Here is a 15,148-nt window from a genome sequence, read left to right as displayed (position 1 = left end):
TTTTATAGTTGTAATAAAGCTAATACGTGCATAAGAACATAATGATATTCGCATATATAAAGTTAATAGGTAGAGGAGTTCAAAAGAATGGGAAATATTTTTAGTGTAAAACGCATAGTGATGACAATTGTAGCAATTGTTGTAATAGCAGCTGGCTATTTTATGTTTCAATCTATTACATCACCAGCATCAGCTGTAGCTAAGCAGGGAAATCCAGTGCAGCTAGCAAGTGAACAACCAAAAATTCAAATAAAGAAAACAGCACCAAGTCGTTTTAATGGTAAGGAGAGAAAAGTCGTTTATCTTACTTTCGATGATGGACCTGGTAAATATACGGCTGAATTGTTAAATATCTTGAAACAAAATGATGCGAAAGCAACGTTTTTCTTAATTGGTGCAAATGTAAAACAGTTTCCAGAGTTAGTAAAACGTGAGAAAGAAGAAGGACATTATGTGGGAATGCATAGTATAACACATGAATTTAAGCAATTGTATACAAACGGCCAGTTTGTAAATGAAATGAAAGAAGATCAAAGTTTAATAGCAAATATTATTGGAGAATCTCCAAAATTAACACGCCCACCATATGGTTCAAAGCCAGGATTAAATGAGGCACTTCGTAATAAAGTGGTAGAAGCTAATCTTAAAGTATGGGATTGGACAATCGACTCTTTAGATTGGACATATAATAAGATGCCAGTTGATACTGCCGCAGCTAAAATTGTTCAAAATATACTTGCAGGTGCAACGGAACCACAAGAAGTTATTTTAATGCACGATATTCATCCACAATCTGTGGCTGCTGTACCAGCTATTATAAAAGGATTAAAAGAAAAGGGCTATGAATTTGAAGCATATCATGAAGAAGATCACTTCCCAGTGAATTTCTGGCATGATAATCGTATCTAATGGAGGAATTAACATTGACTTATAGAAAAATCGCATTAGTTGGAGGACTATTGATAGCAGTATTATCCGGTTGTATTGGGGAAAAGCCAACAGAAAATTTATATGTAGCTTTTGAAAATGCAGCAAAGCAGGAAAAAGCATTATTTGATGATGCAAAAAAATTAGAGGCTTTAGAAACACAAGGGCAGGAATTGTACACTCAAATTATAAAAGAAGGAAAAGAGCATAACGAAGCAGTGCTACAAAAAATAGAACAGGCTATAGCAAATGTAGATGAGCGTGAAAAAGTGTTGGAAAATGAAAAAGATGCACTAGGAAAAGCGCAAAAAGAAACAAAGTCAGTTCAAAGTTATGTGGATAAAATCGAGGATAAAAAATTACAAAAGCAAGCAAAAAAGATAGAAGAATCATATGAAAATCGTTATGAGGCTTTTCAGAAAATGAATGAAAGTTACACGAAATCATTGACGATTGAAAAAGACCTTTATGGGAAGTTAAAAGATAAAGAAACACAATTAAAAGAAATTGGTGAGAAAGTCAAAGCTGTTAATACATTGAATGGAGAAATACAAAAAGAAAAAGAGAAGTTTAATCAATATACAAAAGAATATAATGCAGAAAAACTAGCATTCTATAAAGACGCGAAGATTAAAATAAAAGAGCAAAAGTAAGAAAACTAATTATCAGGTTTAGTATCTTAAAAGGTTCTGGTGCAAATACATAATGAAGAACAAAAATAACTATAGATTCCTAACGGAATCGCCCTTATGCTATAAGATCAAATACTTGATAAATGAATATCATTTCAAATGAAACGAATCGTCTCATTCATCTTGTAGAAGAGTTGTTAGACCTTTCAAGATTAGAGTTAAATCATCTTCATTTATATAGAGAAAAGGTGCCATTACATCATATCCTTCACGAAACAATTTGGCAGTTAAAACCAAAGGCGGGAAAAAACAGATTGAAATCATTACTAATTTAAAAGAAATAGACGTGCTTGGTGCTACAAATAGATTAAAATAAATTTTTAAAAATGTCATTGATAATGCTATTAAGTATTCACATAAAGATGGAAAAGTTTTTGTCAATTTAACACAAAAAGAAGGACAAGCTGTTATCAATATAAAAGACCAAGGGATTGGAATTGGAAAAGAACATTTACCATTGGTGAATCAGCCTTTTTATCAAATTAATACCCATTCTTCAGGAGCTGGAATTGAATTAACCATTGTGAAGGAAATTGTTGAACTACATGACGGCACGGTAAGTATTATAAGTAAAGAAGAGATGGGAACAGTGATTTTGATAAAACTTCCATCGTAGCAACATAAACACACTCGTATAAAACAATGATGACGGGGTGAATAAAATGAAACAAGCAAAATTAAATATAACGTTATCCCTCATACAATTATTTACTTTAGTAATCAACCTGTTTATGTGTTCCTCAACCATGCGATTTTCACCTTGGTTTGTTGAAGATGCTGTTAAATGTTATGAAATCTTTCTTACTGCTCCTTTATTATTAATTACTGGCACAGTTATGACATACCATAATACAAGAAAAAGGCATTCTACCTCACTAATGAGACAAAGCATTTCTTTTATTACCATTATTTTTTTTGTATCCACCTTCTTATTACCTTTCACTAACGAAATTATTATAACATCTCTTATATTTAATTTTGGAATGGTTATCATTACGATTGTATTTTTGTTAAAGGATATTTCCAAACTTAATAAGAATAGAAAATATAGGGTCAAAAAAAAACGGATTAGAAGACACAGTTTTGGTGAAAGGATGAAATAACTTTTAGAGGATAAATACATGATAAAATCGAATAATTAAAATTTAGTTATAATGTAAATCCAATTCACTAGGAATTTTCGATTGTGACGGAATGTTAATGGTTACTGTAAGTGATACAACTATATGTGTTTAAATAATTTATTTTTCGGAGGTCTAGCAAGATGGAGCAAACAAACATAAATATAAAATTATCTTCAAGTATTTCTTTTAATACTTAACTTATTTATATTGTCAGCGTAAAGAAGAAAATAAGAATAAACAGGTTTTACAAGAGGAACAGTTACGCCAAGCTGTCTAATAGACAATGCATGTGGAGGATTTTATATGTTAGAAAGTTTTTTATTTTTCTTTGCCATTGGAATTGCGTGTGAACTTGCAGCGATTAATCGAAATGGTCGTAAGAAGATAAAACAACAAGCTGAAATGATACAGCTTTTAAAAGAATTACATGAAAGAAAATATAATGAAAAGACGACCGGGCATTGAAGTGACCCAAAAAAGTTTGACACGTTATTTCATTAGCCGGTGGACTTGTCAACATTACGGATGAAACAAATCCACTTATGAATGAATTTTTGTTAGAGAGTCAAGATGTCAATGTAAACAAATATTCAAAAGTTTACATTCGAAAAATGATAACAACAGTCTAATTATTTAAGGTTAATTTAAGATTGTTTTCATAGATATTTTTAATTTATATATTATAATTATAATATTAAGTTGCGTTTATGGAGGATGTTATAGAGTGAACTACAAAAAGGGTATTATGATAGGTTTATTATGTGTATTTGTGTTTTCATTAGGTGGTTGTGATTTTTGGGATGGATTTAAAGGTGGATTCAGTTCTAAAACTGAAAAGGTAGAAAATCAGGAGGAAAAATAAAATTTTGATAGATGTTTTGAGGCCAAAAGACGACTTGTTTAATGTCGTCTTTTGTTTTTTTCTAATGAAACTGAAAGTAAACTTCTAATAAAAAGTTTACTTTCAATAAAATAAAAAAAGAATCTTATTAAGATAAGATTCTTTTTTGTTTATTTATTAACTTTTTTCATTAGGGGTAATAAATTCACCAAAAGACTAATTACACTGATAGATATGAATAAATAACCTATCGGTAATAAATAAAATGGTTCTACAAGAGTTCCATCTGTTGCGACTTTAGATCCGATCGTGTTAAAGCTAACTAAACATCCAACTCCTAAGATCAATGGTATTAAAGATAAAATATATTTTTTCATTTCAAGTTCTCCATCTGTAAGTTTATTTAACACATAATAATTGCTGTATAGTCAGTATTATAATCCCCTCGTATTAGTTAGTACTATTCAAATACATGACAAAAAGCTTACAAATTCGTAAGGTATGGACAGGAAACTCTAAGCGTACGAAATTTACGAAATGCTGGTGCTATCCCATCGCTATCAACCTAACGAAATTAAGTAACCCCAAAACGATAAAATGATCTTCTTTGTTACAAAAAGGTCTAAAATTTCGTTCTGGGGGTGCTGCAAAATTTTAACTTGATGGGCATGTATGGTGACCCCTATTCAGCGAATAAATGAAATTCATCTTGAATCGATAGATTCATACAAAAACGCCATCCTTTCTGTATATTTCTACAAAAAGAATAGCGTTTTTTCGTTTTATGGATACACTTTTTTAGCTTGATGGCGATGTATGGTGCCTCCTATAAGATTTCTTAAGTAACATCATAAACCAAACCAAGCCAACACTAATAATTACATGAGACAGTCCAGCCATATGACTTAATCCTTTAAAATCAGTACCATTCACTTGAAGAAGCCCGCGAACTAGCATTGCTACAACCGTTAAAATTAGTCCTAAATTATAAACAATAAACCATTTATTAAAACTTTTTGCTTCATGAATTGTAAATACTTTTGATAATGCTAATGCAATTAAAAAGAATACAAAGCCAAGTACCAGTACATGAGTATGTATAACATTCAGCATTGTAGCACCTTCAATGTCTTTTGCCCTTGTAAACTCCCTTGCAAATATACCAGACAATAATCCTAGTACTAAGTAAAAGAACGCTGCATTAAATAATTTCTTCATTATATACCTCCAAATGTATGAACTACATTATTTTTGTTTAGAAAATTTAAATCCATTTTATGAGTTGTTTGTCATTCCGTATACAAGCCCTGAAATATATGGAATTAACCACACAATTACACTTAATGTGTGAAACTTTGCAATCATATTTTTATTCTGCTTTCTCAAAACTAAAGGAGCCCAAACAGCATGAAATCTCCCTTTTCCAAAATCTCTCTTCCTTTTACAAGATTTATTTTATCTAAGGATTATGAACAGAGTATGAATGGAATATTACATTATGTTATTTAATTTCCTGATATAATAATTAATGAATTTATCTTGTTGAAAAAACGCTCTTACATCTAATTCTGTAAGGGCGTTTTTATCTTTACTTATTTTCAGACCTCATTTTTCCGTAGTAATTTCCCGTCTCGAAGCGTCAATATACGATCACATACATCAAGCATTTTTTCATCGTGAGTAATCATAATTGCTGATTTTTTATTTTTCTTTACTTCATGCTTCATCATTTCAACCACTTCTCTAGCACGTTTTGAGTCCAAACTAGCAGTAGGCTCATCGGCTAAAATCAAATCTGGATCATTCATAAAAGCACGAGCAATGGCTACACGTTGTTTTTCACCACCAGAAAGTTGTCTAGGGTAATGATTGATTCGATGTGTTAATCCAAATGTCTTTAGTAATTCAGTGGCATATGTGTCTGCTTCAGCTTTATTTTCCCCTTTTAATTTTGCGATATATAGAAGTTGTTCTTTAACTGTTAAGAATGGCACAAGATTCGCAAACTGAAATATAAATCCGATTCGTTTCAAACGAACCTCCGTCATTTCTTTTTCCGATAAGCTAGTTATATCTTGGCCAGATACATAAATATTTCCTTTCGAAGGAGATAAAAGTGCACCTGCAATGGAAAGTAATGTACTTTTACCCGATCCAGATGGTCCAACAATACCAATGAATTCCCCTTCTTTTACATCTAGTGTGATTGGATGTAAGGCTGTTACTTCTGTATCACCTTCTCCATATACTTTACTTACTTTATCTAGTTTTAATAATGATGCTGGTGTTTCCCACTTTAAATCCGTCACCATTACATCCCACCTCCGATAGCTTCTAATGGATCTACTTTCAACACTTGATATAAAGATACCAATGTCCCTAACACGCTAATTACTATAAAGATAATAGAATACTGCGCGATCATTGTCGTCGTTAGTAAGAACGGCATACTTTCAGGGAACACAGTCTGTACCGCAAGGGTTAAACCAATACCAACTAATAGTGCAACAGCAGATATGAATACAGCTTGTACTACTAAGCTATTAGCTAAATACGAATTTTTCGTACCAATTGCTTTTAATACACCCAATTCTTGTGTTTTTTGTAAAGTAATAACATAGAAGAACACACCAATTAATAACGCTGTAATCACAAGTAAAAATGCAATAATCATTGTTAAAGTTCCTTGCTCTTCTTTATACCCAGGAATACTTTGGAGTACTTCTTTTTTCTCAACCACTTTTGCATTATTAATTTCTTTATCAGTATTTAAAGCAATAACGTTGTACTCTTTTTGATGTGGAAGTGCAATGCTTTCCCATACTTTCTCATTCATATAGGCAACTGGGGCATGACTAAACATTTCATTTTCTGTAAATCCAACTACTTTAAATGCCTTTTTGGATATAGGATCTACAATTTTATCATTTAATGCTATCCCTTTATTTTTCGCTGATTCATCAATAATAATTTCATTATCTTCTAAATCAATCGCTTTTCCTTCAATAACCTTTGGAGTAATAAATGAATCTTGTTTATTTGCAAAGATGGCAATGTCAACCTTCTTCGAACTTCCCTCTTTCTCAAATGTAGACATTGCAATATGCATTGGAACCGCTTCTTTTTCACTAACTTGTGCTAATACATTATCTACATCTTCTTTCTTGATTTGAGACCGTAGTAATTTTCCTTCAGCATCTTCTGATACTACAAATTTTTCTGCTTTCATTTCAAGAATGGAAGAGGCATTTGCATTGGATAATCCATTCGCTAACCCTGATATGATAAGTACAAGAAATGATAATAAAATCATAATCGTACCAATTAATCCGTACCTTAATTTTGACTGTTTTAATTCTTTAAGAGCTAAAAACATTCCTTTTTCCTCCTTATTTTGTGCTTTGCCTATGCACTTATCATAAATAAGGAATATGAACAGATTATGAATGGAACATTACAAAAGACAATTTTAAAATGAAACCTCACCTCTTATAAGTACAAAGCTTTCATTATATATACGAAAAGAGACTTGTTCTAAAGAAATCTTTTAGTTATTAATCATCTAAATCCATTCCTTCTCTATTTTTGGGAAGATAAATAGTAAAGGTGGTACCACTCCCTATCTCGCTTTCCACTGTTATTGCACCCTCATGAAGTTCAATGATTTCTTTTACAATAGACAATCCTAACCCACTACCCTTAATGTTTCTATTTCTAGCTGAATCGACTTTATAAAATCGATCAAAAATGCTTTTTATCTCTTCCTTCGGAATGCCACATCCCCTATCAGTAATAGCAATACGCCACTCTAATTCATTTTCTTCAGCTTCAAACGAAATACTTTTCCCGCTTTCTGTAAATTTTATACTGTTAGTAAATACATTCGTCCATACTTGATGAAGTAGATTCTTATCTCCGTAAATCTCGATATGAGGAATATCCGTTTCAATTGCAAGATCTTTTTCTTGCCATTCCCACTCAGACATAAAAATAATACTTCTTATTTGTTTTCCTAGATTGAAAAATTCTTTACGTAAAGTAAGTTCTTCTTGATCGAGTGATGCAAGTGTTAGTAATTGTTTACACATATTAGACATACGTTGACTTTCTGATTCAATGATACTCAAATAACGATGTTTTTCTAACGCAGTTAAATCCTCTGTTTTTACTGTTTTAGAAAACCCTTGGATGGATGACAATGGGGATTGAAATTCATGTGAAACATTCGAAACGAATTCTTGACGCATTTGTTCTGAGTTTTGCAACCTTTTTGCCATCTTACGAAAGTTCTTTGCAAGCACCCCAATTTCATCTTTTCGATATTCCGGTAATACTAAATTATATTTTCCACTCGCAATTTCTTGTGTCGCTTGTGTAAATTTTTGAATTGGACGAACAACAAAACGAGTAGCTACCGCAATACAGGTCAAACTAATGAATATGATTAGCCCTAACAATACCGCGTAAAAAATTCGCAACTCTCCAAATTGCTGCTGAATATCCGGGCGAATAAATAGGGCAAATTGCTGTCCATTGGTATGAATAGGGATTCCAATACTATTTGCTACTGTATTATCAAAAAAGCCAGTGGAAAACAATCGATTAGGATAGTTCTCAATCCCGTTATATACATTACCATTTAGTACACTATCAATGGCCTCATCACTAATATTAATTTTTTTAAAGCCCTCTCCATATCGTTTTCCTTGTTTCTTTTCATCTACCATATAGATTGCAAAACCAAGATTGGAAATAGATTGTAGATATGTCTCTTTATTTAGTTCACTGTCTTCCTCATATAAATGTTCTATATATAGGGCATAATTTAGAATTTTTTCACTGTTATATGGTTTTAAATACACATGGTAATATATATTTGTAAGTAGAAATGCCACTATGCTACTAATTACCATAATAACAGCTGATATAATGACAAATCTCCCATACAATGATCTCATTTTATTTCAACTCCTTTTTAGTGAATTTTTTATTCAGTAAATACTTTTGATTTATTCTTAATACATATGAAAAGCAATTTTCCTATTGAGAGTAATAAAAACTATAATTCATGACCATACTTATTTAGCATTAGAATAAATTATATTCTCCTACGACAATGATGAAAGTATCGCAGGGGATCCTAGCTATATGGAGTATCTAATAGAACATGAAATTATCTTTGTATAATCACTCAAACTCTCCTGGTATTGTTTTAAAATACTAAATAATTATGAACGAAAGATGAACATACAATTACAATCTCTTCTAATAACTTTCACCCGAATTATAAAGTGTGTTATTAATATAGATTGACAGCTTACTTATGTATTTAATGAAGATTTTCTTAGCTCTGTTGCAAAGTTTTAGAAAGTAAGTTAGACGTTAGTAGAACAAAACATGGAATAGCAGACCGATAATATTAAAAATTTTTTTGAAAGCTATCACAATGTACCTAAAATACTGAAGGAATGTAGTATTTCCGTTCATCCTGCAATCATCATACTTTTGGTCCACAAATATAAAAACTAGCTTGATAAAGCTTTATCAAGCTCAGAAAAAGAAACACATACAATTGTCTTAGAAATCGGAAGAGATTTATATAAAGGGCAAAGGAGTATAGGGTTACTTATACCGTACGATTGATAAAAAAGAATACCTCTCGAATATTTAGCCACTAAAAAATAAGATCAGTGCACTATACATTTCCACAAAATTAGAAATTAATCCAATAATGTTAGGTTATATTTTTGGTGTTTTTATTTAATCTCTTATGATAATACATACCATTCTGTAGTCATATATTCTTGGGGTATGGAAACTTATTCAAGTTCTTTTAATCTACGATACAGAGCTACTTGACTCACTCCTGTAATTTGGCATATTTCCATACCTTTCAAGCTAATCGAAAAATTTACCTTTTCACAGTTATGTATGAGAGTTCGGCTCATTTTTTTATTTTAGGAAACAATTAAATTCTTAAGTTGATGGATGTGTGGTGCTATCCCTTATAGGAGGTGGCGTAGCGCTATGTATACACCGCTAATGAGGTTTATGGTCGCTTAGGATTGAGCGGCAGCACACTTAGAAAGTATTCAGATGTTCTTGAGCGTGAAGGGTATGATGTGAAAAAGAATAGTAGAGGAAGAAGAGAGTATACAGAATTTGATGTGTTACTTATTGAACAGTTAGTAGAATTGAGTAAGCAAGATGGTATGACCTTAGAAAAAGCCGCCAAAATGATTGCGAATCAATTTGGGATCGGAAGAGTCCCAGGGGGCAAATCCAACGCCTTATCAAATACAATATCAATTCCAACAACAATATAGCGCTATGATAGAAGAAATCAATAAGGTGCAGCAAGCGAACCTGTTAGAAATGGAAAAGAGACTAGGGGATCGTATAGATCAAAGGAATAAGTTAATTGAAGATGATATGAAAGATAGGAAGGAACGTGAAGAAAGGATAGAAAAAAGGTTAGAGCAAAGAGACGAAAATCTGATAAAAGTCATTAGAGAAATGCAGGAAACGAAAAGGCTTATTATTTCGGCCCAGGAGGAAGTAGCAGCCGCTAAAAAAAAGAGAACGTCCTGGTGGAAACTCTGGACATAGTTAGGGGGTATATTTTATATTTTATACTTTTATATTCTTATAAAAGTATAATTGGTGGTAACTATTTTTATTGGTTTTAATATGATATTTTTATTGTTTTATTATATATAATTTCATGTACCGGATTGGGTGGTAGTTTGAAAGGAATTAAAAATGAGAATAAAAAATACAGAATTGGTGGTGTTGGATATGGGTGGTAAAAGTAGGTAAGTGTGGATTTAAAATAAAATTCGATGATTTATAAAAAAGTCTGATCATTTATAATAAAATTGATAAAAAGATCTATTTTGTAGAGTATTTCTTTGTTCAACAATCGAGCCAGATTGGAGAAGATTAATAGTAGCACTGTGAGTTAGAAAAAAAGATGAATAAAATGCAAAATGCAATTTTACAGATAAGTACTTCATTATGAAGAGGAGGGACCCCTCCTCATTTTTTATGTTATTTTTTCTCTTTATTTTCAAAGTACTTACAAGTGAATTTATTGATATAGTTTACTTGTTAATAACAATTCTAAAATAACATTGACTTTTAAATGAAAAGTGTTATCATTTAGTTGTGCTTAACTTTCACTCTTATGAGGTGATGAGAAGTGAGCAAAAATCAAATATGTTAATTTGTTTCAATAAGTTAGTCAAATTATTTGCTGCTTAATTGAAATGGAGAGGGGAAATAAATATGGACACTAATACCAATGCTAATACTGGAGGATGCCCATTTAGTCACGGTGGTGTTACTAGTAACAAATTTAGTGCTACGACTAATAGAGACTGGTGGCCAAACCAGTTGAACTTGAACATTCTTCATCAGCATGACAAAAAATCTAATCCTATGGGAAAAGAATTTAATTATGCTGATGAATTTAAAAAGCTAGATTATGAAGCTCTTAAAAAAGATCTCCACGATCTAATGACAGACAGCCAAGATTGGTGGCCTGCTGACTATGGACACTATGGTCCAATGTTTATCCGTATGTCTTGGCATGCTGCAGGAACATATCGTACTGGTGACGGACGTGGGGGCGGCGGAACTGGTAACCAACGTTTTGCTCCACTAAACAGCTGGGCTGATAACGCGAACGTTGATAAAGCACGTAGATTACTATGGCCAATCAAGCAAAAATACGGTAACAAGATCTCTTGGGCTGACTTATTGCTTCTAACAGGTAATGTTGCTCTTGAATCAATGGGTATTAAGCCTTTTGGTTTCGGAGGCGGACGTGCAGACATTTGGCATCCAGAAGAAGACATCTACTGGGGTACTGAAACAGAAATGCTAGGGACTAACCGTTACTCTGGTGAAAGAGAGCTTGAAAATCCACTTGCTGCCGTTCAGATGGGTCTAATTTATGTTAACCCAGAAGGTCCAGACGGTAAGCCAGATCCAATTGCAAGTGCTCACGACATTCGCGAAACCTTTGGACGTATGGGTATGAATGATGAAGACACAGTTGCATTAATTGCAGGCGGACATACTTTTGGTAAGGCACATGGTGCAGGAGATGCTGCACAAATTGGTCCAGAGCCAGAGGCAGCTCCAATTGAAGCACAAGGCTTAGGTTGGTTAAGCTCATATGGAAGTGGGAAAGGTGGCGACACCATCACTAGTGGTCTTGAAGGTGCTTGGACTGCTAACCCAATACAATGGGATAACGGATATTTTGATTTATTATTCGGATATGAATGGTGGTTGACTAAGAGTCCTGCAGGAGCATATCAGTGGATGGCTGTAGATCCTGATGAAAAAGACCTTGCACCAGATGCAGCAGATTCATCCAAGAAAGTTCCGACAGTTATGTTTACATCTGATTTAGCATTGCGTCATGACCCAATCTATGAGAAGATTTCACGTCGTTTCCATGCAAATCCAGATGAGTTTGCTGATGCATTTGTTCGCGCATGGTTTAAGCTTTTACACCGTGATATGGGTCCTAAAGCAAGATATCTCGGTCCAGAGGTTCCACAAGAAGATCTTATATGGCAAGATCCTGTTCCAACTGTTGATTATGAATTAACAGAAGAAGAAGTAGAAAAAATTAAAGTACTAATTCTTGACTCAGGACTTACAATTAGCGAACTAGTTACAACTGCTTGGGCTTCAGCAAGCACATTCCGTGGTTCAGATAATCGTGGTGGTGCAAATGGTGCACGTATTCGTCTTGCTCCACAAAAAGATTGGGAAGTGAACCAACCGGAACAGCTTTCAAAAGTCCTTTCAGTACTAGAAGACATTCAAAGTCATCTTGAGAAAAATGTAAGTCTTGCTGACTTAATTGTACTAGGTGGAACTGCTGCGGTAGAAAAAGCGGCTAAAGAAGCAGGTTTTGATGTGACTGTTCCTTTCGCTCCAGGACGTGGTGATGCAACTGAAGAGCAAACTGATGCAGAAAGCTTTGACGTGCTAGAGCCTGTTGCTGATGGTTTCCGTAACTATCAACAGAAAGAGTACAGTGTTAGTTCAGAGGAGCTTCTTGTAGACAAAGCACAACTACTAGGCCTTACTGCACCGGAAATGACTGCCCTTATTGGTGGTATGCGTGCTTTAGATACAAACTATGGTGGCACAAAACACGGTGTATTCACTGATTGTGTAGGCACACTTACTAACGACTTCTTTGTAAACCTACTTGACATTGGTGTAGAATGGAAGCCTGTAGACGGAGGCGTATACGGAGGACGTGACCGCAACACAGGTGAAGTAGTAAGAACAGCAACTAGAGTTGATCTAGTGTTCGGGTCAAACTCCGTTCTACGTGCGATTGCAGAAGTTTATGCACAAGATGATAACAAAGAGAAGTTTGTACGTGACTTTGTAGCTGCCTGGGTTAAAGTAATGAATGCAGATCGTTTTGACCTTAATTAACTGTTATTACGGTTGATAAGAAAGAGTCACCTGAGATAAGCAAGCAGCTTTCTCAGGTGTCCATTTTAGCTGAAAGTATTACCTATGATCATAACGATTACTAAAAAAGCAAAAAACTAATTAATGAATAGATAAAGATATTTATATAAAACTATTCTCATATTTATTCTCAACCATTATTCACGTTGGGTATTCGTTGTTCTGTGACGAATACCTATTCTTTATCTCCAAGTAAGGGGATTAAATATTATGAAAGAGAAACTTTTTTCAGAAGAGATTGCTATTTTAAAGAAACATGGATTACGTGCAACACCCCAAAGAATGCAAATCTTACAAGCGTTTATTTCTCTAAAAGGACATCCAACTATTGAGGATATACATCGGGAAATACCATATATAAGTGTGAATACCGTATACAAAAATGTTAATCTATTTGTTAACATGCAGATTCTAAATGAATTACCATATGGTAATGGCCTTAGTAGGTATGAATTTTTTAAAACCCATCATTATCATGTTATATGTGAATTATGCGGAGATATAGTTAATTTTGAATTTCCTAAGCTGATAGGGGTTGAAGAATTAGCGGATAAATTATCAAAATATAAGATTCACAACCATAAAATAGAAATTCATGGAATTTGCTCTAGGTGTCAAAATGGATTGAAGAGGTGAAGAAATAATGAAAAGTAGAAAGATAGGATTACTAGTCATGGCTTATGGTACTCCATATAAAGAGGAGGATTTAGTACCATACTACACTCATATACGTCATGGAAAAGAGCCAACAGAAGAAATGATAACAGACTTAAGAAATCGATATAATGAAATAGGAGGTATTTCTCCACTTGCAGAAATTACCTTTAACCAAGCTAAAAAACTAGAGGAGGCCTTAAATAAAGAGCAAAATGAAGTAGAATTTACAATGTATCTTGGTTTAAAACATATATCGCCTTTTATAGAAGATGCTGTTATGGAAATGAAAAAAGATGGCATTGAAGAGGCCGTTTCTATTGTTCTTGCCCCCCACTATTCTACCTTCAGTACGGAAGTTTATAATCGACGTGCCAAAAAGACTGCTAAGGAAATCGGAGGGCTTGAAATTACCTCCATTAACGACTGGTATCAAGAAGAAGGATTTATTCATTATTGGTCCGAGAAAATTGGAGAAATATTAAATAGAATGGTAAAGGAAGAAATGGAAAAAACCATTGTTATTTGCTCTGCGCATAGTTTGCCTGAAAAAATTTTAAAGCGAAATGATCCATACCCAGAACAACTTAGTAAAACAGCAAAACTTATAAAAAAAGAACTTAATTTTCATAACGTTATAATAGGGTGGCAAAGTGAAGGTAATACAGGTGAGCCTTGGCTAGGACCAGATGTTCAAATAATAACAAGAGATTTATACGAGCAAGGCTATCGCTCATTTATTTATGCTCCTGTTGGATTTGTAGCAGATCATTTAGAAGTCCTATATGATAATGATTACGAATGTAAAGTAATTACAGATGAATTAAATGCTAACTATTACCGTACTTCAATGCCTAATATAGACCCAAACTTTATTCACATGCTTGCAAAAGTTGTTTTAAAACACTTCAAAAATAAAACTGTATAAAAGTATTATTGTATAACATGGGAAAGAGGGAAAAGGTATGAAATCTAAAAAAAGTTTTTGTGTAAAGTGTCAATCACAAATAAAAACTCTTAAGCATAGTATCATTTGTGATTGTGGAAGTAAAATAAATATTAAGTAATTGGAAAAATATCAGATAGAAAAAATAAAAAAGGGAAATCACCATGTACCCATTAGATTCGAAAGAACGTCCAATCATTGTAAAAGTGTCGTCTAAAGAAAGAGATGAGAAGATAGCTATCATTTGGGTTCTGGTGCAAAAACTTCAGGATAATTACAATAAATCTATAAAACTTGGACATACTGATACTATTACTCTAGAAAGGGTGCGTGATTAGTATGGAAAAGGAAAGTTTGTTCAAATGGAAGCATTATCAACCAGACGTTATTTTGTTAACAGTGAGATGGTACCTGCGGTACAACTTGAGTTTTCGTAATGTAGTGGAAATGATGG

The 15,148-nt window shown here is 33.2% G+C and carries 13 protein-coding genes and 4 pseudogenes; 11 read left to right on the top strand and 6 right to left on the bottom strand.

What is annotated here, in order from left to right; translation table 11 throughout:
• Nucleotides 1-87: 87 nt before the first annotated feature.
• From FT637_RS27830 to FT637_RS27805, 6 genes and pseudogenes are all read left to right on the top strand, one after another.
• Nucleotides 88-909 carry a peptidoglycan-N-acetylglucosamine deacetylase gene (locus FT637_RS27830; protein WP_193649006.1) on the top strand — a complete coding sequence of 274 codons (822 nt, stop codon included), beginning with the start codon at nucleotides 88-90 and terminating at the stop codon, nucleotides 907-909.
• Nucleotides 909-1,580, top strand: coding sequence for a YkyA family protein (locus tag FT637_RS27825; RefSeq protein ID WP_193649005.1), 672 nt, complete (start codon nucleotides 909-911; stop codon nucleotides 1,578-1,580). The genes FT637_RS27830 and FT637_RS27825 overlap by 1 nt, the downstream gene beginning before the upstream one ends.
• Nucleotides 1,581-1,702: 122 nt before the next feature.
• Nucleotides 1,703-2,235, top strand: a pseudogene (locus tag FT637_RS27820) (sensor histidine kinase); the annotation flags it as partial.
• Between the two features lie 46 nt (nucleotides 2,236-2,281).
• Nucleotides 2,282-2,722, top strand: a complete 441-nt coding sequence (locus tag FT637_RS27815; RefSeq protein ID WP_193649004.1) for a hypothetical protein — start codon at nucleotides 2,282-2,284, stop codon at nucleotides 2,720-2,722.
• A 324-nt stretch (nucleotides 2,723-3,046) separates the two neighbouring features.
• Nucleotides 3,047-3,208: a YrzO family protein gene (locus FT637_RS27810; RefSeq protein ID WP_193649003.1), complete on the top strand. Its 162-nt coding sequence runs from the start codon at nucleotides 3,047-3,049 to the stop codon at nucleotides 3,206-3,208.
• A 259-nt stretch (nucleotides 3,209-3,467) separates the two neighbouring features.
• Entirely contained in the window at nucleotides 3,468-3,605 is a 138-nt protein-coding gene (locus FT637_RS27805; RefSeq protein WP_193649002.1) for a hypothetical protein, read from the top strand.
• Between the two features lie 149 nt (nucleotides 3,606-3,754).
• Here FT637_RS27805 and FT637_RS27800 read toward each other — a convergent pair whose 3' ends face one another.
• From FT637_RS27800 to FT637_RS27780, 6 genes and pseudogenes are all read right to left on the bottom strand, one after another.
• Nucleotides 3,755-3,961, bottom strand: a complete 207-nt coding sequence (locus FT637_RS27800; RefSeq protein WP_193649001.1) for a DUF3955 domain-containing protein — start codon at nucleotides 3,959-3,961, stop codon at nucleotides 3,755-3,757.
• Nucleotides 3,962-4,382: 421 nt separating this feature from the next.
• A complete protein-coding gene (locus tag FT637_RS27795) occupies nucleotides 4,383-4,802 on the bottom strand; it encodes a DUF2871 domain-containing protein (protein ID WP_193649000.1) in 420 nt (139 codons plus the stop codon).
• Between the two features lie 57 nt (nucleotides 4,803-4,859).
• Nucleotides 4,860-4,997: pseudogene (locus tag FT637_RS30520) on the bottom strand (TIGR03987 family protein); the annotation flags it as partial.
• A gap of 185 nt (nucleotides 4,998-5,182) precedes the next feature.
• The gene (locus FT637_RS27790) at nucleotides 5,183-5,896 is read right to left on the bottom strand and encodes an ABC transporter ATP-binding protein (protein ID WP_193648999.1); all 714 of its coding nucleotides are present in this window, start codon (nucleotides 5,894-5,896) and stop codon (nucleotides 5,183-5,185) included.
• Nucleotides 5,896-6,960 (bottom strand): ABC transporter permease, encoded by a 1,065-nt coding sequence (locus FT637_RS27785; protein ID WP_193648998.1) that lies wholly within the window; start codon nucleotides 6,958-6,960, stop codon nucleotides 5,896-5,898. The genes FT637_RS27790 and FT637_RS27785 overlap by 1 nt, the downstream gene beginning before the upstream one ends.
• A gap of 178 nt (nucleotides 6,961-7,138) precedes the next feature.
• Nucleotides 7,139-8,542 (bottom strand): sensor histidine kinase, encoded by a 1,404-nt coding sequence (locus FT637_RS27780; protein WP_193648997.1) that lies wholly within the window; start codon nucleotides 8,540-8,542, stop codon nucleotides 7,139-7,141.
• Nucleotides 8,543-9,649: 1,107 nt separating this feature from the next.
• Between FT637_RS27780 and FT637_RS27775 the strand changes: the two are divergent.
• The 5 genes and pseudogenes from FT637_RS27775 to FT637_RS27755 form a co-directional block, all read left to right on the top strand.
• A pseudogene (locus tag FT637_RS27775) lies at nucleotides 9,650-10,193 on the top strand (DUF3967 domain-containing protein).
• 678 nt (nucleotides 10,194-10,871) lie between these two features.
• The gene (katG, locus tag FT637_RS27770) at nucleotides 10,872-13,055 is read left to right on the top strand and encodes a catalase/peroxidase HPI (protein ID WP_193648996.1); all 2,184 of its coding nucleotides are present in this window, start codon (nucleotides 10,872-10,874) and stop codon (nucleotides 13,053-13,055) included.
• Nucleotides 13,056-13,304: 249 nt separating this feature from the next.
• A complete protein-coding gene (locus FT637_RS27765; RefSeq protein WP_193648995.1) occupies nucleotides 13,305-13,730 on the top strand; it encodes a Fur family transcriptional regulator in 426 nt (141 codons plus the stop codon).
• 7 nt (nucleotides 13,731-13,737) lie between these two features.
• Nucleotides 13,738-14,676, top strand: coding sequence for a ferrochelatase (hemH, locus tag FT637_RS27760; RefSeq protein ID WP_193648994.1), 939 nt, complete (start codon nucleotides 13,738-13,740; stop codon nucleotides 14,674-14,676).
• 357 nt (nucleotides 14,677-15,033) lie between these two features.
• Nucleotides 15,034-15,148: pseudogene (locus tag FT637_RS27755) on the top strand (IS6 family transposase); the annotation flags it as partial.

This window comes from Bacillus cereus (assembly GCF_015071065.1).
GTDB classification, from domain to species: Bacteria; Bacillota; Bacilli; order Bacillales; family Bacillaceae_G; genus Bacillus_A; species Bacillus_A cereus_BA.
The sequence above is the reverse complement of the archived record's forward strand: the minus strand, read 5'-3'. Positions and strand labels throughout refer to the sequence as shown.